Below are 20,920 nucleotides of genomic sequence, written 5' to 3'. Positions count from 1 at the left end.
CACGCCTCTGCGACCCGATTCGATCGATCATCGCTCATTTGTTACGTAAAGATTTCGCTTGAGCGAAATTCATGGCACTCAGTGCCTTGTCAGCTGACACGCGGTGTCATACGTTGAAGAGGTCCGGGCCGTCCCAGCAGACCGATGGCCTGTCCGCCCGGACGCCTGCGTCACAGGCACCTCCCGCGCCACAAAGCGCTGCCGAAGCTCCACCCCCGCCGAACCGACGGCACCCCTCATCCAACCCTCAGCAGCACCGACGTAACCCTCAGCGCCCTTCCCTCGGGGCGCTCATCGCCGGAGGCAACACCGTGACCGTGAAGGACATCCTGGACGCGATCCAGTCGTCGGACTCCACCGCCGCCGACTTCGCCGCTCTGCCGCTCCCCGAGTCGTACCGCGCGATCACCGTGCACAAGGACGAGACGGAGATGTTCGCGGGCCTGGAGACCCGCGACAAGGACCCGCGCAAGTCGATCCACCTCGACGAGGTGCCGCTGCCCGAGCTGGGCCCGGGCGAGGCCCTGGTGGCCGTCATGGCCTCCTCGGTCAACTACAACTCCGTGTGGACCTCGATCTTCGAGCCCCTGTCCACCTTCGGGTTCCTCGAGCGCTACGGCCGCACCAACGAGCTGGCCAAGCGCCACGACCTGCCGTACCACATCATCGGCTCCGACCTCGCCGGCGTCGTCCTGCGCACCGGCCCGGGCGTCAACGCCTGGCGGCCCGGTGACGAGGTCGTCGCGCACTGCCTGTCCGTCGAGCTGGAGTCGAGCGACGGCCACAACGACACGATGCTCGACCCCGAGCAGCGCATCTGGGGCTTCGAGACCAACTTCGGCGGCCTCGCCGAGATCGCCCTGGTCAAGTCCAACCAGCTGATGCCGAAGCCCGCCCACCTCAGCTGGGAGGAGGCCGCCGCCCCGGGCCTGGTCAACTCCACCGCCTACCGCCAGCTGGTCTCCCGCAACGGCGCCGGCATGAAGCAGGGCGACAACGTGCTCATCTGGGGCGCGAGCGGCGGCCTCGGCTCCTACGCCACGCAGTTCGCGCTGGCCGGCGGCGCCACCCCGATCTGTGTCGTCTCCTCGCCGCAGAAGGCCGACATCTGCCGGTCCATGGGCGCCGAGGCGATCATCGACCGCAACGCCGAGGGCTACAAGTTCTGGAAGGACGAGCAGACCCAGGACCCCAAGGAGTGGAAGCGCTTCGGCAAGCGCATCCGCGAGCTCACCGGCGGCGAGGACATCGACATCGTCTTCGAGCACCCCGGCCGCGAGACCTTCGGCGCCTCGGTGTTCGTCACCCGCAAGGGCGGCACCATCACCACCTGCGCCTCCACCTCGGGCTACATGCACGAGTACGACAACCGCTACCTGTGGATGTCCCTGAAGCGGATCATCGGCTCGCACTTCGCCAACTACCGCGAGGCCTGGGAGGCCAACCGCCTCATCGCCAAGGGCAAGATCCACCCGACGCTCTCCAAGGTCTACTCCCTGGAGGACACCGGCCAGGCGGCCTACGACGTGCACCGCAACCTCCACCAGGGCAAGGTCGGCGTGCTGTGCATGGCCCCCGAGGAGGGCCTGGGCGTGCGCGACGAGGAAATGCGCGCCCAGCACATCGACGCCATCAACCGCTTCCGGAACATCTGAGGCAGCGGAGGTCACAGATGACAGAGCGTCAGCCCGCCGCATCCAGGCGGGAGAAGGACCGGCCGTGGCTCATGCGGACCTACGCCGGTCACTCCACGGCGGAGGCGTCCAACGAGCTGTACCGGCGCAACCTCGCCAAGGGTCAGACGGGTTTGTCGGTGGCGTTCGACCTGCCGACGCAGACCGGCTACGACTCCGACCACGTCCTCGCCCGCGGCGAGGTCGGCCGGGTCGGCGTGCCGGTCGCACACCTCGGTGACATGCGCCGGCTGTTCCAGGACATCCCCCTGGAGCAGATGAACACCTCGATGACGATCAACGCCACGGCCATGTGGCTGCTGGCGCTCTACCAGGTCGTCGCCGAGGAGCAGGGCGCGGACATCACCAAGCTTCAGGGCACGACCCAGAACGACATCGTCAAGGAGTACCTCTCCCGCGGGACGCACGTCTTCCCGCCCGGGCCGAGCCTGCGCCTGACGACGGACATGATCGCGTACACGGTCTCCCACATGCCCAAGTGGAACCCGATCAACATCTGCAGCTACCACCTGCAGGAGGCCGGGGCCACGCCGGTGCAGGAGATCGCGTACGCGATGTCCACCGCGATCGCCGTGCTCGACGCCGTGCGCGACTCCGGCCAGGTGCCGCAGGAGCGCATGGGCGACGTGGTCGGCCGCATCTCCTTCTTCGTGAACGCGGGCGTCCGCTTCATCGAGGAGATGTGCAAGATGCGCGCCTTCGGCCGCATCTGGGACCGGATCACACGTGAGCGGTACGGCATCGAGAACCCCAAGCACCGCCGTTTCCGCTACGGCGTCCAGGTCAACTCGCTCGGCCTGACCGAGGCCCAGCCGGAGAACAACGTCCAGCGGATCGTGCTGGAGATGCTGGCGGTCACCCTCTCCAAGGACGCACGCGCGCGTGCCGTGCAGCTGCCGGCCTGGAACGAGGCCCTCGGCCTGCCCCGCCCGTGGGACCAGCAGTGGTCGCTGCGCATCCAGCAGGTGCTGGCGTACGAGTCGGACCTGCTGGAGTACGACGACATCTTCGAGGGCTCGAAGGTGATCGAGGCGAAGGTGGACGAGCTGGTCGAGGCGGTGTTCGCCGAGATCGACCACATCCAGGAGCTGGGCGGCGCGATGGCGGCCGTCGAGTCCGGTTACCTGAAGTCGCAACTGGTCGCCTCGCACGCCGAGCGCCGGGCCCGTATTGAGTCCGGTCAAGAGAAGATCGTCGGCGTCAACATCTTCGAGGGCACCGAGCCGAACCCGCTGACGGCCGACCTGGACACCGCGATCCAGACGGTCGACCCGGCGGTCGAGGCCCGCGTCGTCGAGTCGCTGCGCAACTGGCGGGACACCCGCTACCAGCCTCCGTTCAACCACCCGCGCCCCTGCAAGGCGCTGGAGCGGCTGAAGGAGGCGGCCAAGGGCACCGGCAACCTCATGGAGGCCACCCTGGAGTGCGCCCGCGCGGGCGTCACGACCGGCGAATGGGCCGGGGCGCTGCGCGAGGTGTTCGGCGAGTTCCGCGCTCCCACCGGCGTGTCCTCCGCGCCCGTCGCGGTGGCCGCCGCGGAGGGCGGCGGGCTGGCCGACGTCCGCCGGAAGGTGGACGCCACCGCACGGGACCTGGGCGTGGGCAAGCTGCGCTTCCTGGTCGGCAAGCCGGGCCTGGACGGGCACTCCAACGGCGCCGAGCAGATCGCCGTGCGGGCCCGCGACGCCGGGTTCGAGGTGGTCTACCAGGGCATCCGGCTCACCCCGGAGCAGATCGTGGACGCGGCCCTGGCCGAGGACGTGCACGCGGTCGGCCTGTCCATCCTTTCCGGCTCGCACGCCCAGCTGGTGCCGGACGTGCTGGAGCGGCTGCGTGTGGCCGGTGCCACAGATATACCGGTGATCGCCGGTGGCATCATCCCGAATGGTGACGCCGAGCAGCTCAGGGCCGCCGGAGTGGCCGCGGTGTTCACCCCGAAGGACTTCGACATCACCGGGATCATCGGCGCGATCGTCGACGAGATCCGGAAAGCGAACAAGCTCGACCCCCTGGAGGTCCCCGCATGACCAGCCCCGCTCCCCAGGTCAACCGACTGCGCCCACGGCGCTCCTGCCTGGCCGTACCGGGCTCCAACCCGCGCTTCCTGGAGAAGGCGCAGGGGCTGCCGGCCGACCAGGTGTTCCTGGACCTGGAGGACGCGTGCGCGCCGCTGGCCAAGCCCGAGGCGCGGCACACCATCGTCAAGTTCCTCAACGAGGGCGACTGGACGGGCAAGACCAGGGTGGTGCGCGTCAATGACTGGACGACCGAGTGGACGTACCGGGACGTCGTGACGGTTGTTGAGGGGGCCGGCCCCAATCTTGACTGCATCATGCTGCCCAAGGTCCAGGACGCCCGGCAGGTCGTCGCTCTTGATCTGCTGTTGACGCAGATCGAGAAGACGATGGGCTTCGAGGTCGGCCGCATCGGCATCGAGGCGCAGATCGAGAACGCGCAGGGCCTCAACAACGTCAACGAGATCGCGCAGGCCTCCCAGCGCATCGAGACGATCATCTTCGGCCCGGCCGACTTCATGGCGTCGATCAACATGAAGTCCCTCGTCGTGGGCGAGCAGCCGCCCGGCTACCCGGCGGACGCCTACCACTACATCCTGATGAAGATCCTGATGGCCGCCCGCGCCAACGACCTCCAGGCGATCGACGGCCCCTACCTGCAGATCCGCAACGTGGACGGCTTCCGCGAGGTGGCCGGCCGCGCCGCCGCGCTGGGCTTCGACGGCAAGTGGGTGCTGCACCCGGGCCAGGTCGACGCCGCCAACGAGGTGTTCTCGCCCTCCCAGGAGGACTACGACCACGCCGAGCTGATCCTCGACGCGTACGAATACTGCACGTCCGAGGCGGGCGGCAAGAAGGGCTCGGCGATGCTCGGCGACGAGATGATCGACGAGGCCAGCCGCAAGATGGCCCTGGTCATCGCGGGCAAGGGGCGTGCCGCCGGCATGCGGCGCACCAGCAAGTTCGAGATCCCGGAGGCCTGAGCGGCATGCAGTTCGGACGCACGTACGAGGAGTTCGAGGTCGGGGCGACGTACAAGCACTGGCCGGGCAAGACGGTCACGGAGTACGACGACCACCTGTTCTGTCTCCTCACCATGAACCACCACCCGCTCCACATGGACGTCAACTATGCGGAGAAGACGACGGACTTCGGCAAGAACGTCGTCGTGGGCAACTACATCTACTCCCTCCTGCTCGGCATGTCCGTACCGGACGTGTCCGGCAAGGCGATCGCCAACCTGGAGATCGAGTCGCTCAGGCACGTGGCGCCCACGTTCCACGGCGACACGATCTACGGCGAGACGACGGTGCTCGACAAGTGGCCGTCGAAGTCGAAGAACGACCGCGGGATCGTCTACGTCGAGACCAAGGGCTACAAGCAGGACGGCACCGTGGTGTGCATCTTCCGCCGCAAGGTGATGGTGCCGACCGAGACGTACATCAAGGAGCGCGGCGGCGAGCAGCCGGGCCGTCCGGAACCCAAGCAGCAGGAGAAGTAAGCCATGGCGCGACTCGCCCAGACCCACGGTCTCACGGACGTCCAGCAGGAGATCGTCTCCACCGTCCGGGACTTCGTCGACAAGGAGATCATCCCGGTCGCGACCGAGCTGGAGCACCGCGACGAGTACCCGCAGCAGATCGTCGACGGCCTGAAGGAACTCGGCCTGTTCGGCCTGATGATCCCCGAGGAGTACGGGGGCCTGGGCGAGTCGCTGCTGACCTACGCGCTGTGCGTGGAGGAGATCGCCCGCGGCTGGATGTCGGTCTCCGGCATCATCAACACCCACTTCATCGTCGCGTACATGCTCAAGCAGCACGGCACGCAGGAGCAGAAGGACCACTTCCTGCCGAGGATGGCCCTCGGCGACATCCGGGGCGCCTTCTCGATGTCGGAGCCGGCGCTGGGCTCGGACGTGTCGGCGATCTCGTCGAAGGCGGTGAAGGACGGCGACGAGTACGTCCTGAACGGCCAGAAGATGTGGCTGACCAACGGCGGCACCTCCTCCCTCGTCGCCGTCCTCGTGCGCAGTGACGAGGGTCACCCCGAGGGCACGGCCCCGCACAAGTCGATGACGACCTTCCTGGTGGAGAAGGAGCCCGGTTTCGGCGAGGTCCGCCCGGGTCTGACCATTCCCGGCAAGATCGACAAGATGGGCTACAAGGGCGTCGACACCACCGAGCTGATCATGGACGGCCTGCGCGTTCCGGCCGACCGGGTCCTCGGCGGCGTCACCGGCCGGGGCTTCTACCAGATGATGGACGGCGTGGAGGTCGGCCGGGTGAACGTGGCGGCGCGTGGCTGCGGCGTCGCCCAGCGCGCCTTCGAGCTCGGCGTGCAGTACGCCCAGCAGCGCCAGACCTTCGGCAAGCAGATCGCCCAGCACCAGGCCATCCAGTTCAAGCTGGCGGAGATGGCCACCAAGGTGGAGGCCGCGCATGCCATGATGGTGAACGCGGCCCGCAAGAAGGACTCGGGCCAGCGCAACGACCTCGAGGCGGGCATGGCGAAGTACCTGGCCTCGGAGTACTGCAAGGAGGTCGTCGAGGACGCCTTCCGCATCCACGGCGGCTACGGCTTCTCCAAGGAGTACGAGATCGAGCGCCTCTACCGCGAGGCCCCGATGCTGCTCATCGGTGAGGGCACCGCCGAGATCCAGAAAATGATCATCGGTCGCAGGCTGCTCGAGGAGTACCGCTTCCAGGGCTGAATGTCCGGATACGGGGTGTTTTCTCCGAGAAGAAGATCACACCCCGTCCGGGGGCTTCCGCCGCCGACTCGGCAGCTCGGCTTACCCAGTTGTGGCCCTTAACCGCTACGATCGCGGAAAGCCGCCGTCCCCCGTCGAAAACGCGGCATCATCCGTTACGAAGGTCATCCATGCCCCACAGCCAAACCTCTGCACCTCGCGACAGCCTCGCCGGCGTACGCCTCGCGCGCGGAGCCTCGCCGTGGCTTCTGCCGACCGTCGCCACCGCAGCCGTCAGCCTGGTACGCGCCCGCCGCTCGGGTGCCGCCAAGGCCGTAGCCGTCCCCGCCACCGCGCTCGCGGCGGGGATGCTGTGGTTCTTCCGCGACCCCGAGCGCGAGATCGCCCAGGGCCGGGTCATCTCGCCCGCCGACGGTGTGGTGCAGAGCATCATGCCGTGGAAGGACGGCCGCACCCGCGTCGCGATCTTCATGAGCCCGCTGAACGTCCACGTCAACCGCGCCCCGCTCTCCGGCACGGTCACGTCGGTCGAGCACATCCCCGGCGGGTTCGTTCCGGCGTTCAACAAGGAGAGCGAGAACAACGAGCGGGTCGTCTGGCACTTCGACACCGAGCTCGGCGACATCGAGATGATCCAGATCGCCGGCGCGGTGGCCCGCCGCATCGTCCCCTACGTGCCGTCCGGTACCAAGGTCGAGCAGGGCGAGCGGATCGGCCTCATCCGGTTCGGCTCGCGCGTCGACATCTACCTGCCCGAGGGCGTGGAGGTCGCGGTCGAGGTCGGCCAGAAGACCGTGGCTGGGGTGACTCGCATTGACCGTGATTGATCCCGAGACCCAGGCCGGCTGGGTGCCCGAGGCCGACGAAGTGGACGACGAGGAGGAGATGCCCCTCTCGCTCCGCCTGTCGATAGCGGACACCCTCACCCTGGGCAACGCCACGTGCGGCTTCATGGCGGTGTACTTCACCACCACCGGCATCCTGATCCCGCACCTCACCGGCAGCCAGGAGTCGGGCATGGCCCGGCACAGCGCCGCCACCGCCGTCATCCTGATGCTGTGCGCGGCGGTCTTCGACCTGTTCGACGGACTGGTCGCCCGCAAGCTGCGCAGCTCGCCCATGGGCGCGGAGCTGGACAACCTCTCCGACCTGATCAGCTTCGGCCTGGCCCCGGCGTACTTCGTCCTCGTCTACGGCATGGTCGCCGACGACGCCCACCAGCGGGTGGCCGCGCTCGGCGCGATCGTGGTGCTGCTGGCGGTGGTGCTCAGACTCGCGCGCTTCTCGTGCGTGACGATGAAGGACGGCGTGTTCCAGGGCATGCCGAGCCCCTTCGGGGCGCTCACGGTGGTCTCCATCGTGCTCCTGGAGCTGCCCTTCGTGGCGACGCTGCTGGCCATCCTCGGCACCGCCTGGCTGATGGTGAGCCGGGTGGAGTACCCCAAGCCGCGGGGCCGGCTCGCGGTGGCGATGCTCTCCTGGATCGTGCTGTCCATGGGGCTGCTCGCCGCCTGGGCCTTCGACGCCCCGAGCGGCCAGCTGCTCCTGCAGACCGGCTGCGCGCTCCAGCTGGTCATGGGCGCGGTGATCCCGCTGTTCGCCACGGCCCGCCGGGTGAACAACTTCCGCGACAACCGCCGCGAGGCGCGGACGGCCCAGCTGCCGTAGCGCCCCGCCGCCCCACGCCGTGAAGGGCCCCGAACCGGTCACCGGTTCGGGGCCCTTCACGTGCCGCCTCCCGTGCCGCCCGCCGGCGGCTCACATGTAACCTCGAGGTGCGCGGCACGCCGTGGGCGCGGCGGGCGGGAGCCCGCGTCAGAGCAGGAAGTCGCGGCCCACCCGCTCCGCCAGCCGTTCCAGGACGTCCCCCGCCTCGGCGATGCAGGTGGCGACGTCCGGTTCGACGTCGGTCAGGGCGTACGCGCGCCGGATGCCGACCCGTCCCAGGGCGGCGGGCTGCAGCGCCAGGCGTCCGCACACCGCCACGACCTCCTTGCCGGCCGCGCGCGCCGCCGCGGCGACCCCGGCCGGGGCCTTGCCGTGCAGCGTCTGCTCGTCCAGCGAGCCCTCGCCGGTGATCACCAGCGACGCCCGCTCCAGAGCGGGCGCGAACCCGAGCACGTCGAGCATGACCTCGATGCCGGGCCGGAACCGCGCGCCGAGGAGCAGCGCGCCGTACCCGATGCCGCCCGCGGCGCCCGCGCCGGGCGACTGGGCGCACTTCGCCGCCCGCTCCCCCACCGCGTCCTCCAGCACCTTCGCGAAGTGCGCCAGCGCCGCGTCCAGCGTCTCGACGTCGTCCGGGGAGGCGCCCTTCTGGGGCCCGTAGACGGCGGCCGCGCCCAGCGGCCCGGTCAGGGGGTTGTCGACGTCGCTGGCGAGGACGAGGTCGACGGAGGCGAGCCGCCGGTCGAGGCCGGACAGGTCGGCGTGGGCGAGTCCGGCCAGTGCCCCGCCCCCGGGCGGGACCGGCTCGCCCTGCGCGTCCAGGAACCGGGCCCCGAGCGCGCACAGCATGCCCGCGCCGCCGTCCGTCGTCGCGCTGCCGCCGACGCCGAACACGATCGTCCGCGCGCCCGCGTCCAGCGCGGCGCGCAGCAGTTCTCCCGAGCCGTAGGTGGAGGCCGTGAGCGGGGCGAAGACCCCGGCGGGCAGCCGTTGCAGCCCGCTGGCCTCGGCCATCTCCACGACCGCGGTGCCCTCGCGCAGCGCGAAGGCGGCGCTCACCTCCTGGCCGAGGGGACCGGCGACCCGTACCTCCCGGCGCTCGAAGCCGGCCGCGACCGCCGCGTCGACCGTGCCGTCGCCGCCGTCGGCGACGGGCAGCGTCTCGACTGGAAGGTCCGGTACGACCCTGCGCAGGCCCGCGGTCACCCGCTCGGCGACCTGCACGGCCGTCAGCGACCCCTTGAACTTGTCCGCGGCAACCAGCACCCTGCGGGTGTCCCGCACTGCAGCGTCCGCCACCTTGCCATCCCCTTGCTCTCCGGGCCCCGCGCGTGTCGGGACCAGTCGCGCCACTGCGACCTTAACCGGGAACGCGCCCGCGCCGCCATGCCCGGCCGAACCCTGCGAAGGACCCGTGGCGCCGCTCGGAAGCCCCTGGGAAGCCCCTGGCAAATCCGGGTACATCAGCCCTATGACCCCTGTGGAGGGCGCCCCTGTGAAGGGCGAGCCAGTGATCCCTGCCGAGGACGAGCCGGGGCTCGCCGACCGCGTCCTCGGCGGCTGGCTGGGCCGGATCGCGGGCAACATGCTGGGCAAGCCGGTCGAGCAGGGCGAGGTGTGGACGCGCGAACGCATCGACCGCTACCTGCGCCTGTCGCGGGCGCTGCCCCTGACGGACTACCTCCCCGAACCGCCCGACGAGGACACCTGCCTCGCGCTGCGCCCCGAGTGGCGGGAATGCGTCCGCGGGCGGATCCACGGCAGCTGCCGCGACGACGACGTCGACTACGCGGTCCTCGGCCTGCACCTGCTGGAGACGCACGGCTTCGGCTTCAGCACCGAGCAGGTCGGCGACCTGTGGCTGCTGCGGCTGCCGTACCTGCAGACGTTCACCGCGGAGCGCGCCGCGTACCGCAACCTCGCCTCGGGGATCAAGCCGCCGCTGACGGCGACGTACGACAATCCGTACCAGGAGTGGATCGGCGCGCTGATCCGCGCGGACGTCTACGGCTGGACCAGCCCCGGCGACCCGGGCCGCGCGGCCGCGCTCGCCCGCCGCGACGCGGTGCTGTCGCACACCGGCAACGGCGTCTACGGCGCGATGTGGGCGGCGGCGCTGATCGCGTCGGCGTTCACGGCACCGACTGTGCGCGCGGCGGTGGAGCGGGCGCTGCTGGTGGTGCCGGCGGGCAGCAGGCTGGCCCGCACCGTGCGGCGGGCCGCCTCGCTGCACGAGGCCGGGATGCGGTGGGAGGACACGCTGAGCACGCTCGCGCAGGAGACGGCGGGCCTGGGCTGGATCCACACCGTGCCGAACGCGGCCGTCATCACGGCGGGGCTGCTCTACGGCGACGGCGACTTCACCCGCACGATCGCGCTGACCGTCCGGGGCGGCCTGGACACCGACTCCAACGGGGCCACGGCCGGTTCGGTGGCCGGGGTGCTCACCGGCGCGCGGGCGATTCCGGCGCAGTGGAAGGACCCGCTGGAGGACACGGTCCGCAGCGCGGTGTTCGGCTTCGACGGCGTGCGCGTCTCGGACCTGGCCGAGCGCACGCTGCGACTGGTTACCCTTCCAGGATGACCACTGCGGACTTCGCCACGTACATCGCGGGCCTGCCCCGCGTCATCTCCGGCGCCGCCGCGCTCTTCCGCGACGCGGAGGGCCGGGTGCTGCTCGTCGAGCCCAACTACCGGGAGGGCTGGGCGCTCCCGGGCGGCACCATCGAGTCCGACGACGGGGAGACCCCGCGCCAGGGCGCGCGCCGCGAGACGCTGGAGGAGATCGGGCTCGACCGCGAACTCGGGCGGCTGCTCGCCGTGGACTGGGTGCACGGCACCGGCCGCCCGCCGCTGGTCGCCTATCTCTACGACGGCGGAACCCTCACGGAGGACGACCTACGCGCGATCCGGCTCCAGGAGGAGGAGCTGCTGTCCTGGCGTCTGGTCCCGCGCGAGGAGCTGACCGCCCACCTGCCGGGCGCCCTCGGCCGCCGGGTACTGGCCGCCCTGGACGTCCTCACGGACGGCACCGGCACAGCGGAACTGGAGAACGGCCACCGCGTGGGCTGACCCGTCCGGGGCCGGCCGCTCACCCGACACGGGTGGGCGGCCGGGCCTCGGGGCATGCGGTGCCGGTCAGAAGGAGACGGCCACGCCGGCCTGGTGGTACTCGCCGAGGGTGCCGAGGACCTGGTTCTGGACCGCGCCGGCCTGGGCCAGGAGGTCGGAGTCGGTGAGGGCCGTGGGACCGGCGACGACGGCGACGTGCGGGGCGAGGCCGCCGGAGACGGTGTCGAGCTCGGTCTCGGAGAGCTCGGCCGTCTCGAAGTGGTGAGCGGAGCGCATGGGGAACTTCCCTTCGTACCTGTGTTGCGGGAACGGGGTGCGGCCCCGCCGGGGACGGACGGGCCGCGACCTGTGGAATCCAAGCAGGCGCACCGTCAGGTGCCGTGTTCAGGCCGCGAACGCGCTGTGCAGATCGCGCAACAGGTCTGAAAGGAAAGGTCGGAAGGGACAGGTCCGAGGGGACAGGTCCGAGGGGGCGGAGTCCGGGGGGATCAGGGCCCGGCGGGATCAGAAGAGGCCCGCTCCCCGCTCGAAGTCGAGCAGGCGTCGCTTGCGGGCCAGGCCGCCGCCGTAGCCGGTGAGGCCGCCGCCGGAGCCGATGACGCGGTGGCAGGGGACGATGATGCCGACGGGGTTCCTGCCGTTGGCGAGGCCGACCGCGCGGGAGGCGCCCGGATTGCCGAGGGCGTCGGCGAGTTGGCCGTAGGAGCGGGTCTGGCCGTACGGGATCGCGCGCAGCTGTTCCCAGACGCTGCGCTGGAACGGGGTGCCGTTCAGGCGCAATTCGAGGGTGAAGGTCTTCAAGTCGCCCGCGAAGTAGGCCTCCAGTTGTTCCTTCGCCTCGGTGAAGGGGGTGTCGTCCAGGTCGCCGAAGGTCTCCTCGGGCGGGCGGTGGCGCTGGTCGGTCATGTAGAGGCCGCACAGGACGCCGTCCTCGGCGACGAGGGTCAGTGGGCCGTACGGGCTGTCGGTGACCGTGTGCTGCCTGGTCGTGGTGCCCGGCCTGTTCGCGGTGTGCCGCTTGGTGGTGATGTGCTCGTTCATCGTGGGAACGTCCTCAGACGGGAAGGAAGTTGATCGGGTGGCTGTCAGTCGCCCACAGATACTGCACGGCGTAGGCCCGCCAGGGCCGCCAGGCCGCGGCGCGTGCGGTGAGGGCGGCCGGGGTGGAGGGCAGGCCGAGTTCCTGTGCGGCCCGGCGGATGCCCAGGTCGGTGGGGAGGAAGGCGTCGGGGTCGCCCAGGGCGCGCATGCTGATGACGTCGGCGGTCCAGGGGCCGAAGCCGGGGAGCGCGAGGAGACGGGTGCGGGTCTCCTGCCAGTCGCTGTCCGCGCCCAAGTGCAGCTCACCGTCGGCCAGTCGGCGGACCAGTGTGGTGAACGTCGTCCGCCGTGTCCGGGGCATCGCCAGCGACTCGGGGTCGAGGGCGGCGAGCGCCCCGGCGGAGGGGAAGAGGTGGGTGAGGCCGCCCTCGGGGTCGTCGACCGGTTCTCCGTGGGCGGTGACCAGGCGGGCCGCGTGGGTGCGGGCGGCGGCCGTGGAGACCTGCTGGCCCAGCACCGCGCGCAGCGCGAACTCGGCCTCGTCGACGGTGCGCGGCACCCGGCGGCCCGGGGCCTTGTCGACCAGGGGCGCGAGGACCGGGTCGGCTCGGAGCTGGTCGTCGATGGCCACCGGATCGGCGTCGAGGTCGAGCAGGCGCCGGCAGCGGCTGATGGCGACGGGCAGGTCGCGCAGGTCGCTGAGGGTGAGGCGGCAGGCGATGTGGTCCGGCCGCGGGGTGAGCGCGGCGATGCCGTTTCCGTAGGGCAGGCGCAGGGTGCGGCGGTAGGCGCCGTCGCGCCACTCCTCGACGCCGGGTACGGCGGTCGCCGCGAGGTGGCCGAAGAGGTTGTCCGGGTTGAGCGGGGCGCGGAAGGGGAGGCGCAGGGAGAGGGCGCCGGGAGTGGTGGGCGCCGCGGGGGCCGGGGCTGTCGCCGTGCGGCTCGTGGACCGTGCGGCGGCCCGGGTGCGCAGGTCGCCGGGGGACAGTGCGTAGACCTCGCGCACGGTGTCGTTGAAGGTGCGGATGGAGGCGAAGCCGGCGGCGAAGGCGATGTCGGCCATCGGCAGGGCGGTGGTCTCGATCAGCAGCCGGGCGGTCTGGGCGCGCTGGGCGCGGGCGAGCGCGAGCGGGCCGGCGCCCAGTTCGGCGCGGAGCTGGCGCTCGACCTGGCGGCTGCTGTAGCCGAGGCGGGCGGCGAGCCCCGGCACGCCCTCGCGGTCCACCACGCCGTCGGCGATCAGCCGCATGGCGCGGGCGACCAGGTCGGCGCGCTGGTTCCACTCCGGTGAGCCGGGGCTGGTGTCGGGGCGGCAGCGCTTGCAGGCGCGGAATCCGGCCTGCTGGCAGGCGGCCGCGCTCGGGTAGAAGGTCATGTTCTCGGGCTTGGGCGGTACCACCGGGCAGCTGGGCCGGCAGTAGATGCCCGTGGTCAGGACGGCGGTGAAGAACCAGCCGTCGAACCGTGCGTCCTTGGACTGGACTGCGCGCACGCAGCGCTCACGGTCGCTGTGCATCCCGTTCTGCATGCCTCCAGCATCGGGCACCGGCGGGCGTGGGGCTGGCGAGAATCCGACATGAAGGTCGGCTGTACTGGGACCACGCGGATCACCCGGTGGCCTGTGGGGGCGTCCTCCGGTCAGCCGCCGAGGTGCGTGGCGAACACCTCGTACGCCCGCCCGTCGAAGAGGACGAAGCGGATCTCTTCCACGGCCGTCTCCGTCGCCCGGACGGTGGTCACCGCGATCCGGGCCGCGTCGTCCACGGGCCAGCGGTAGGCGCCGGTGGAGATGGCGGGGAAGGCCACCGTGCGGGCGCCGAGCTCATCGGCGACCCTCAGGGACTCGCGGTAGCAGGAGGCGAGCAGGGGCGAGCGGTCGTCGGTGGTGCTGTGGACCGGGCCCACGGTGTGGATCACCCACTGGGCGTCCAGCCTGCCCGCGGTGGTGGCGACCGCCTGTCCGGTGGGCAGACCACGGCCGAGGGGGTTTCCCGCTCGGGCAAGGGAGGCGCGCAGGGCGCGGCACTCCTCGAGGATGGCCGGGCCGCCGCGCCGGTGGATGGCGCCGTCGACGCCTCCGCCGCCCAGCAGGGAGGAGTTGGCGGCGTTGACGATGGCGTCGGCGCTCTGGAGGGTGATGTCGCCCTGTACGAGGGTGAGGACGGGTTGTCCGGTGCTCATGTCTGGCGCAGCCTCCTCCATACGGCCTTCGCCGCGTTGTGCCCGGACATGCCGTGCACGCCGGGGCCGGGCGGGGTGGCGGAGGAGCAGATGAAGACCGCCGGGTGCGGGGTGGTGTACGGGAACAGGGACAGCTTGGGGCGCAGCAGGAGCTGGAGTCCGGCCACCGCGCCGGTGCCGATGTCGCCGCCGACGTAGTTGGCGTTGCGGGCGGCGAGTTCGGCCGGTCCGGCGGTGGCGCGGGCGAGGACGCGGTCGCGGAACCCCGGTGCGAAGCGCTCCAGTTGACGCTCGACGGCGTCGGTGAGGTCGCCGTTCCAGCCGTTGGGGACGTGGCCGTAGGCCCAGAAGACGTGTTTGCCGGCCGGGGCGCGGGTGGGGTCGACGAGGCTGGGCTGGACGGTGATGAGGAAGGGCCGGTCGGGCGCGCGGCCCTCGCGGGAGGCCGCGCGCAGGGCCGCGCCGATCTCGGCGCTGTCGGCCCCGATCTGCACGGTGCCGGCGCGGCGGGGTTCCTGGGCCGTCCACGGGACCGGGCCGTCCAGCGCGTAGTCGATCTTGAAGACGCCGGGGCCGTAGCGGTACCCCTCGTAGTAGCGGCCGAGGCCGGCGATGCGGGCCAGGGCGGTGGGCGAGGTGTCGAAGACGTACGCCCGCGCGGGTGGCAGGTCGTCGAGGCGCTTGACCTCGTAGTCGGTGTGCACGGCGCCGCCCAGGTCCTTCAGGTACGCGGCGAGGGCGTCGGAGATCGCCTGGGAGCCGCCGCGGGCCACCGGCCAGCCGCGGGCGTGGGCGGCGAGGAGGAAGACCAGGCCGATGGCGCCGGTGGCGAAGCCGCTGAGGGGGGCCATGACGTGGGCGACGAGGCCGGCGACGAGGGTCCTGGCGCGCTCGTCGCGGAAGCGGCGCATCAGCCAGGTGGACGGGGGCAGGCCGGCGAGGCCGAAGCGGGCGAGGGTGACCGGGTCGCGGGGCAGGGCCGTGATGGGCAGCGACATGAAGTCGCGGACCAGGGTGTCCCACCTGGGCAGGAACGGCGCGACCAGTCTGCGGTACGCGCCCGCGTCACGTGGTCCGAAGGAGGCGGCCGTCTCCGCGACCGAGCGGGCCAGGACGGCCGCGGTGCCGTCCGCGAAGGGGTGCGCCATGGGCAGGGGGGCGTGCAGCCACTCCAGGCCGTACCGCTCCAGGGGCAGGGCGCGGAAGGCGGGCGAGTTGATGGCGAGGGGGTGCGCGGCGGAGCACGGGTCGTGCCGGAAGCCGGGCAGGGTGAGCTCCTCGGTGCGGGCGCCGCCGCCGACGGTGTCCCGCGCCTCGAACACGGCCACCGAGAAGCCGCGCCGGGCGAGCTCCACGGCAGCGGTCAGTCCGTTCGGCCCCGCACCCACCACGACCGCATCGAGCATCGACGGCACCTTCGGACCCCTTCGTCAGCCGATGGCCACTTGCGCTCAGGATATGCCGCGGGGCCGGCCGGCACGGCACGGGCTCGGACCACCCGGCCACCCACGCGAAACCGCCGCGACCACCCGCGGCCGCCGGACACGAAAGCCCGCGCGGAACCGGCCGGGGCCACCCGCGGTCGATGGTTCACAAGCACCCACGCGCGACCGCCCGCAGCCGAAGGACCACAAGCACCCACGCGCGACCGCCCGCGGCCGACGAACCACGAGCACCCGCGCGACCGCGGCCGCCGCGGTAGGGCGCGGCCCGGCACGCGGGCTCAGGCCGGCGGCGACAGCAGCGCCACCAACCGGCGGGCCGTGGCCGCGTCGCGTGCCGCCGTGAACGGCAGGGCGTTGCCGCCGGTTATGCGGAAGGGCTCACCGGTGGAGGTGGCGTGGGCGCCGCCGGCCTCCTCGACCAGCAGCAGGCCCGCCGCGTGGTCCCAGGCGGCCTCCCAGGAGAAGGCCGTGGCGTCCAGCTCGCCCCGGGCGACCGCCAGGTACTCCAGGCCGGCCGAGCCGCAGGGGCGGGGGGCGACCCCCTCCGTCCGCAGGCCGAGCAGGGCGTGCTTCTGCTCGGCGGTGGTGAAGTCCGGGTGGGAGGTGGCGACTTGGAGCGGGCGGCCCGGCTCGGGCGTGCCGGAGCGCAGCCGGGCTCCGTCCAGGTGGGCGCCCTGTCCCCGCACGGCCACGGCGAGTTGGTCGCGGACCGGGGCGTAGGTCCAGGAGGCCCGCACCACTCCGTGGTGGGCGAGGGCGATGAGCGTGCAGAAGCCGGGGTCGCCGTGCACGAACTGCCGCGTTCCGTCGACGGGGTCGACGATCCACACGGGGGCCTCGCCCCGTATCGCCTCGTAGACGGCCGGGTTGGCGTGGACGGCCTCCTCGCCGACCACCACGGAGCCGGGCAGCAGGGCGGCGAGGGTGTCGGTGAGGTACAGCTCGGCGAGGCGGTCGGCGTCCGTCACCAGGTCGTGCGGGCCGGACTTCTGGTCGACCTCGTGCTCGGCGAGCCTGCGGAAGCGGGGCATGATCTCGGCGGCGGCCGCCTTGCGCACCGCGTCCTCCACGTCCGCCGAGTGGCGTGCGAGAAACTCCTCGATGGTTTCCGATTCTTCGATCATGCCCTCCATGAGACCACGCGCCTGTGACAATCCCCGCCCGGCCGGTGCACACCGGGTGGAATCGGCATGAACACGTGGTGCCGCGGATCACCAGGGCACCCCCTGCTCAGCGGCCGACCGCGTACCCCTGCATCCCGCGCGGGTTGGCGGCCGCCGACAGGATGCCGGTGCGCGGGTCGCGGGCGACGACGCAGAGGCGGCCCTCCGACCAGGGCTCGCCGACCGTCACGTGGTGGCCCCGGCGGCGCAGCGCGGCGACGACCCCGGGGTCCGTGCGTGACTCCACGGTGACGCTGCCGGGGCGCATCCCGCGCGGGTAGAAGGATCCGGGGAAGGAGTCGTTGTGCCAGTTGGGCGCGTCGATCGCCCCCTGGAGATCGAGGCCGCCGCGGACGGGCGCGCTCAGGGCGGCCGCCAGGAAGAAGTGCGGCTGCCACTGGTCCTGCTGGTCCCCGCCGGGCGTGCCGAAGGCCATGACCGGCACGCCCTCGCGCAGCGCGATCGACGGGCTGAGGGTGGTACGGGGGCGGCGGCCGGGGGTCAGCGAGTTCGGCAGGCCCTCCTCCAGCCAGGCCATCTGCAGCCGGGTGCCCAGCGGGAAGCCCAGTTCGGGGACGACGGGGTTGGACTGGAGCCAGCCGCCGCTGGGCGTGGCGGCGACCATGTTGCCCCAGCGGTCGACGACGTCGAGGTGGCAGGTGTCGCCCCGGGTCGTGCCGTCGGCGGCGACCTGGGGTTCGCCCGGCACGGGGGAGGTCGGCGGCTTGGCCACGGTGGGCTCGCCGACGCCCAGGGCGTCGAACTCCCCCACGACCGCCGCCGAGCCCGCCCCCGCCGCTGTCGCGTGCGCGCTCAGCCGCGGGACGCGTCCGCCGGGGCTGCCGGGCCGCATCTCCAAGGAGGCCCGGGGGCCGATCAGTGCGCGCCGCCCGGCGTTGTAGCCGGGCGAGAGCAGCTCGGCGAGCGGCACCTCGGCCGCGTCCCCGTACCAGGCCTCGCGATCGGCCATCACCAGCTTGCAGCCCTCGATGAGCAGATGCAGGTAGTCCGCGGAGCCGCGTGCGGGCAGTTCGGACGGTTCGCACGGGAGCAGGGCGAGTTGCTGGAGGAACACCGGGCCCTGGCTCCACGGCCCGGCCTTGCAGAGGGTCCAGCCGTTCCAGTCGTAGGTGACCGGGCTCTCGTAGGCGGCGGACCAGCCGGCGAGGTCGGCGGCCGTGAGGGTGCCGGCGTGGCGTTCGCCGCTGGTGTCCATGGTGGGCCGCCCGGACTGCCGGACGAGGGCCTCGGCGACGAAGCCGGTGCGCCAGACCTCGCGCGCCGCCTCGATCCGCGCCTCCCGGTCCCCCGCGTGGGCCGTCTCGGCGAGCAGCCGCTTCCAGGTGGCGGCGAGCGCGGGGTTGCGCAGGAGTTCGCCGGGGCGGGGCGGGCGCCCGCCGGGCAGGTAGACCTCGGCCGAGGAGGTCCACTCGGTCTCGAACAGCCGCCGTACCGTCTCGACGGTCTGGCCGACGCGCTCCACGGGCGCGTGTCCGTGCTCGGCGTAGCCGATGGCGTACTTCAGGACGTCGTCGAGGGATTTCGTGCCGTGGTCGCGCAGCAGGAGCATCCAGGCGTCGAAGGCGCCGGGCACGGCCGCGGCGAGCGGTCCGGTGCCGGGTACGAGGCCGAGTCCGAGGCCGCGGTAGTGGGCGACGGTCGCGCCGGCCGGGGCGACGCCCTGCCCGCACAGCACCCGGACCTCGCCGCCGGCCGGGGCGAGCAGGATCGGCACCTCGCCGGCGGGCCCGTTGAGGTGGGGTTCGACGACGTGGAGCACGAAGGCGGCGGCGACGGCCGCGTCGTAGGCGTTGCCGCCGTCCTCCAGCACCGCCATGGCCGACTGCGAGGCCAGCCAGTGGGTGGAGGACACCATGCCGAAGGTGCCCTGGAGCGTGGGGCGGGTGGTGAACCGCATCTGTCACCTCGTGTCCGTCGCCGCCGGCCGGTCGGCGACAGGCTACGCCGGTCGGGCCCCGGGTGGTCGTCCGTTCACTTGGCTCCCCAGCGGGCCGGGCCCATCTGGCGGGACATGATGGTGACGAGTTCGTACGCGGTGTGGGACGCGGCGATGGACGTGATCTCGGCGTGGTCGTAGGCGGGGGCGACCTCGACCAGGTCGGCGGAGACCAGCCGGCAGTCGGACAGGCCGCGGATGATCTCGAGGAGTTCGCGCGAGGTGAGGCCGCCCGCCTCCGGGGTGCCGGTGCCGGGGGCGTGGGAGGGGTCGAGGACGTCGATGTCGACGGAGATGTAGAGGGGGCGTTCGCCGATGCGCTCGCGCAGTTGCTGGACCACTTCGTCCACGCCGCGCCGCATGACGTCGGCGGAGGTCACGATGCCGAAGCCGAGCTTGGCGTCCTCGGCGAGGTCGTTCTGGTGGTAGAGCGGGCCGCGGATGCCGACGTGGGAGAGGGCGGAGGTGTCGAGCACGCCCTCCTCGACCGCGCGGCGGAACGGCGTGCCGTGGGCGTACTGCGCGCCGAAGATGGAGTCCCAGGTGTCCAGGTGGGCGTCGAAGTGCAGCAGGGCGACGGGACCGTGCCGGCGGGCCACGGCGCGCAGCATGGGCAGGGCGATGGTGTGGTCGCCGCCCAGGGTCATCAACCGGGCGCCGGTGCCGAGGAGTTCGTCGGCGGCGGCCTCGATGGTCTCCACCGCCTCGTTGAGGTCGTAGGGGTTGGCGGTGATGTCGCCGGCGTCCGCGACCTGGGCGAAGTGGAAGGGGTAGACCTGCTGGGCCGGGTTGTAGGGCCGCAGTTGGCGGGAGGCCTCCCGGATGGCGTTGCCGCCGAAGCGGGCGCCGGGACGGTAGGAGACGCCCGAGTCGAAGGGCACGCCCACCACGGCGATGTCGGTGTTCTCGACCTCGTCCAGGCGCGGCACCCGGCCGAAGGTGGCCGGGCCCGCGTAGTGGAGGGTCCGCTCGGACTCCTCCGGTCCGCGAGGCGGGACGACGCCGTGGGGCTGGTCGGTCATGGTGGGTGCGGGGCCTTCCTCTGGGGGATGTGCGTGCTCCGCCCGCGGCCTTCGCGGGCGTGGCGGGTGTGAACCGGTGGGTCAGGCAGGGGGGTTGCCGTGCTTGCGGGAGGGCAGGTCGGCGTGTTTGGTGCGCAGCATCGCCAGACCGCGGATCAGCACCTCGCGGGTGTCGGCCGGGTCGATGACGTCGTCCACCAGGCCGCGCTCGGCGGCGTAGTAGGGGTGCATCAGCTCGGCCTTGTACTCCTTCACCATGCGTTCGCGCATGGCCTCGGGGTCGTCGGCCTCGGCGATCTGCCGGCGGAACACCACTCCGGCCGCGCCCTCGGCGCCCATCACGGCGATCTCGTTGGTCGGCCAGGCGTACGTCAGGTCGGCGCCGATCGACTGGGAGTCCATCACGATGTAGGCACCTCCGTACGCCTTGCGCAGGATCAGCGAGATCCTCGGCACGGTGGCGTTGCAGTAGGCGTACAGCAGCTTCGCGCCGTGCCGGATGATTCCACCGTGCTCCTGGTCGACGCCCGGCAGGAAGCCGGGTACGTCGAGCAGGGTGACCAGCGGGATGTTGAAGGCGTCACACATCTGCACGAAGCGGGCGGCCTTCTCGCTGGCCTCGATGTCGAGGACGCCGGCCAGCACCTGCGGCTGGTTGGCGACGATGCCGGTCACGCGGCCGTCCAGGCGGGCGAGCGCGACGATCACGTTGGTCGCCCAGCGCTCGTGGACCTCCATGAACTCGCCGTCGTCGACGATCTCCTCGATCACGGCGCGCATGTCGTAGGGCCGGGTGCCGTCCACGGGCACCAGCGCCGACAGCGCCCCGTTCCCGCGGTCGGCCGGGTCGCCGGAGGGTGCGTCCGGGGGCAGTTCGCGGTTGTTCTGCGGAAGGAGGGAGAGGAGGTAGCGCACCTCGGCGATGCAGGTCTCCTCGTCGTCGTAGGCGAAG

Annotated in this window: 19 protein-coding genes; 9 read left to right on the top strand and 10 right to left on the bottom strand. The window is 72.0% G+C overall.

Features of this window, described 5'->3' with window-relative positions:
- Nucleotides 1-311: 311 nt before the first annotated feature.
- The 7 genes from ccrA (at nt 312) to pssA (ending at nt 8,087) form a co-directional block, all read left to right on the top strand.
- Nucleotides 312-1,655 (top strand): crotonyl-CoA carboxylase/reductase, encoded by a 1,344-nt coding sequence (gene ccrA / locus IE217_RS28995; RefSeq protein WP_190180914.1) that lies wholly within the window; start codon nt 312-314, stop codon nt 1,653-1,655.
- 17 nt (nt 1,656-1,672) lie between these two features.
- Nucleotides 1,673-3,721 carry an ethylmalonyl-CoA mutase gene (locus IE217_RS28990; protein WP_190180913.1) on the top strand — a complete coding sequence of 683 codons (2,049 nt, stop codon included), beginning with the start codon at nt 1,673-1,675 and terminating at the stop codon, nt 3,719-3,721.
- The gene (locus IE217_RS28985; protein ID WP_190180912.1) at nt 3,718-4,692 is read left to right on the top strand and encodes an HpcH/HpaI aldolase/citrate lyase family protein; all 975 of its coding nucleotides are present in this window, start codon (nt 3,718-3,720) and stop codon (nt 4,690-4,692) included. Before IE217_RS28990 ends, IE217_RS28985 begins: the two co-directional genes overlap by 4 nt.
- Before the next feature lie 5 nt (nt 4,693-4,697).
- Nucleotides 4,698-5,210 carry a MaoC family dehydratase gene (locus IE217_RS28980; RefSeq protein ID WP_190180911.1) on the top strand — a complete coding sequence of 171 codons (513 nt, stop codon included), beginning with the start codon at nt 4,698-4,700 and terminating at the stop codon, nt 5,208-5,210.
- Nucleotides 5,211-5,213: 3 nt separating this feature from the next.
- A complete protein-coding gene (locus tag IE217_RS28975; protein WP_189706047.1) occupies nt 5,214-6,419 on the top strand; it encodes an acyl-CoA dehydrogenase family protein in 1,206 nt (401 codons plus the stop codon).
- Between the two features lie 170 nt (nt 6,420-6,589).
- The gene (locus IE217_RS28970; protein ID WP_189706045.1) at nt 6,590-7,246 is read left to right on the top strand and encodes a phosphatidylserine decarboxylase; all 657 of its coding nucleotides are present in this window, start codon (nt 6,590-6,592) and stop codon (nt 7,244-7,246) included.
- A 22-nt stretch (nt 7,247-7,268) separates the two neighbouring features.
- Entirely contained in the window at nt 7,269-8,087 is an 819-nt protein-coding gene (gene pssA, locus IE217_RS28965) for a CDP-diacylglycerol--serine O-phosphatidyltransferase (RefSeq protein WP_190180988.1), read from the top strand.
- Between the two features lie 147 nt (nt 8,088-8,234).
- Here the strand turns inward: pssA and IE217_RS28960 are convergent, their stop codons facing one another.
- Nucleotides 8,235-9,386: a glycerate kinase gene (locus IE217_RS28960; RefSeq protein ID WP_229865675.1), complete on the bottom strand. Its 1,152-nt coding sequence runs from the start codon at nt 9,384-9,386 to the stop codon at nt 8,235-8,237.
- Between the two features lie 172 nt (nt 9,387-9,558).
- Between IE217_RS28960 and IE217_RS28955 the strand changes: the two genes are divergently transcribed.
- On the top strand, nt 9,559-10,671 hold the full coding sequence (locus IE217_RS28955; RefSeq protein ID WP_190180910.1) for an ADP-ribosylglycohydrolase family protein: 1,113 nt from the start codon (nt 9,559-9,561) through the stop codon (nt 10,669-10,671).
- Nucleotides 10,668-11,159, top strand: a complete 492-nt coding sequence (locus tag IE217_RS28950; protein WP_190180909.1) for an NUDIX domain-containing protein — start codon at nt 10,668-10,670, stop codon at nt 11,157-11,159. The genes IE217_RS28955 and IE217_RS28950 overlap by 4 nt, the downstream gene beginning before the upstream one ends.
- 66 nt (nt 11,160-11,225) lie before the next feature.
- On the opposite strand, the gene IE217_RS28945 is transcribed toward IE217_RS28950, so the two are convergent.
- The 9 genes from IE217_RS28945 to IE217_RS28905 all read right to left on the bottom strand — a co-directional run.
- The gene (locus IE217_RS28945; RefSeq protein WP_190180908.1) at nt 11,226-11,435 is read right to left on the bottom strand and encodes a hypothetical protein; all 210 of its coding nucleotides are present in this window, start codon (nt 11,433-11,435) and stop codon (nt 11,226-11,228) included.
- 228 nt (nt 11,436-11,663) lie between these two features.
- Nucleotides 11,664-12,200: a methylated-DNA--[protein]-cysteine S-methyltransferase gene (locus IE217_RS28940; RefSeq protein WP_190180907.1), complete on the bottom strand. Its 537-nt coding sequence runs from the start codon at nt 12,198-12,200 to the stop codon at nt 11,664-11,666.
- Between the two features lie 13 nt (nt 12,201-12,213).
- A complete protein-coding gene (locus tag IE217_RS28935; RefSeq protein WP_308432781.1) occupies nt 12,214-13,728 on the bottom strand; it encodes an AlkA N-terminal domain-containing protein in 1,515 nt (504 codons plus the stop codon).
- Between the two features lie 110 nt (nt 13,729-13,838).
- On the bottom strand, nt 13,839-14,381 hold the full coding sequence (locus IE217_RS28930; protein ID WP_190180906.1) for an O-acetyl-ADP-ribose deacetylase: 543 nt from the start codon (nt 14,379-14,381) through the stop codon (nt 13,839-13,841).
- Nucleotides 14,378-15,787, bottom strand: coding sequence for a phytoene desaturase family protein (locus IE217_RS28925; RefSeq protein WP_190180905.1), 1,410 nt, complete (start codon nt 15,785-15,787; stop codon nt 14,378-14,380). Before IE217_RS28925 ends, IE217_RS28930 begins: the two co-directional genes overlap by 4 nt.
- Nucleotides 15,788-16,104: 317 nt before the next feature.
- Nucleotides 16,105-16,950, bottom strand: coding sequence for an inositol monophosphatase family protein (locus IE217_RS28920; RefSeq protein ID WP_190180904.1), 846 nt, complete (start codon nt 16,948-16,950; stop codon nt 16,105-16,107).
- A 106-nt stretch (nt 16,951-17,056) separates the two neighbouring features.
- The gene (locus IE217_RS28915) at nt 17,057-18,907 is read right to left on the bottom strand and encodes a gamma-glutamyltransferase family protein (RefSeq protein WP_190180903.1); all 1,851 of its coding nucleotides are present in this window, start codon (nt 18,905-18,907) and stop codon (nt 17,057-17,059) included.
- A 74-nt stretch (nt 18,908-18,981) separates the two neighbouring features.
- On the bottom strand, nt 18,982-19,968 hold the full coding sequence (speB, locus tag IE217_RS28910; protein ID WP_190180902.1) for an agmatinase: 987 nt from the start codon (nt 19,966-19,968) through the stop codon (nt 18,982-18,984).
- 81 nt (nt 19,969-20,049) lie between these two features.
- On the bottom strand, nt 20,050-20,920 hold an 871-nt coding region (locus IE217_RS28905), incomplete at its 5' end, for an acyl-CoA carboxylase subunit beta (RefSeq protein WP_308432780.1).

The sequence above is a fragment of the Streptomyces naganishii JCM 4654 genome (genome assembly GCF_014650575.1).
In the GTDB taxonomy this organism is placed as follows: domain Bacteria; phylum Actinomycetota; class Actinomycetes; order Streptomycetales; family Streptomycetaceae; genus Streptomyces; species Streptomyces naganishii.
The sequence above is the reverse complement of the archived record's forward strand: the minus strand, read 5'-3'. Positions and strand labels throughout refer to the sequence as shown.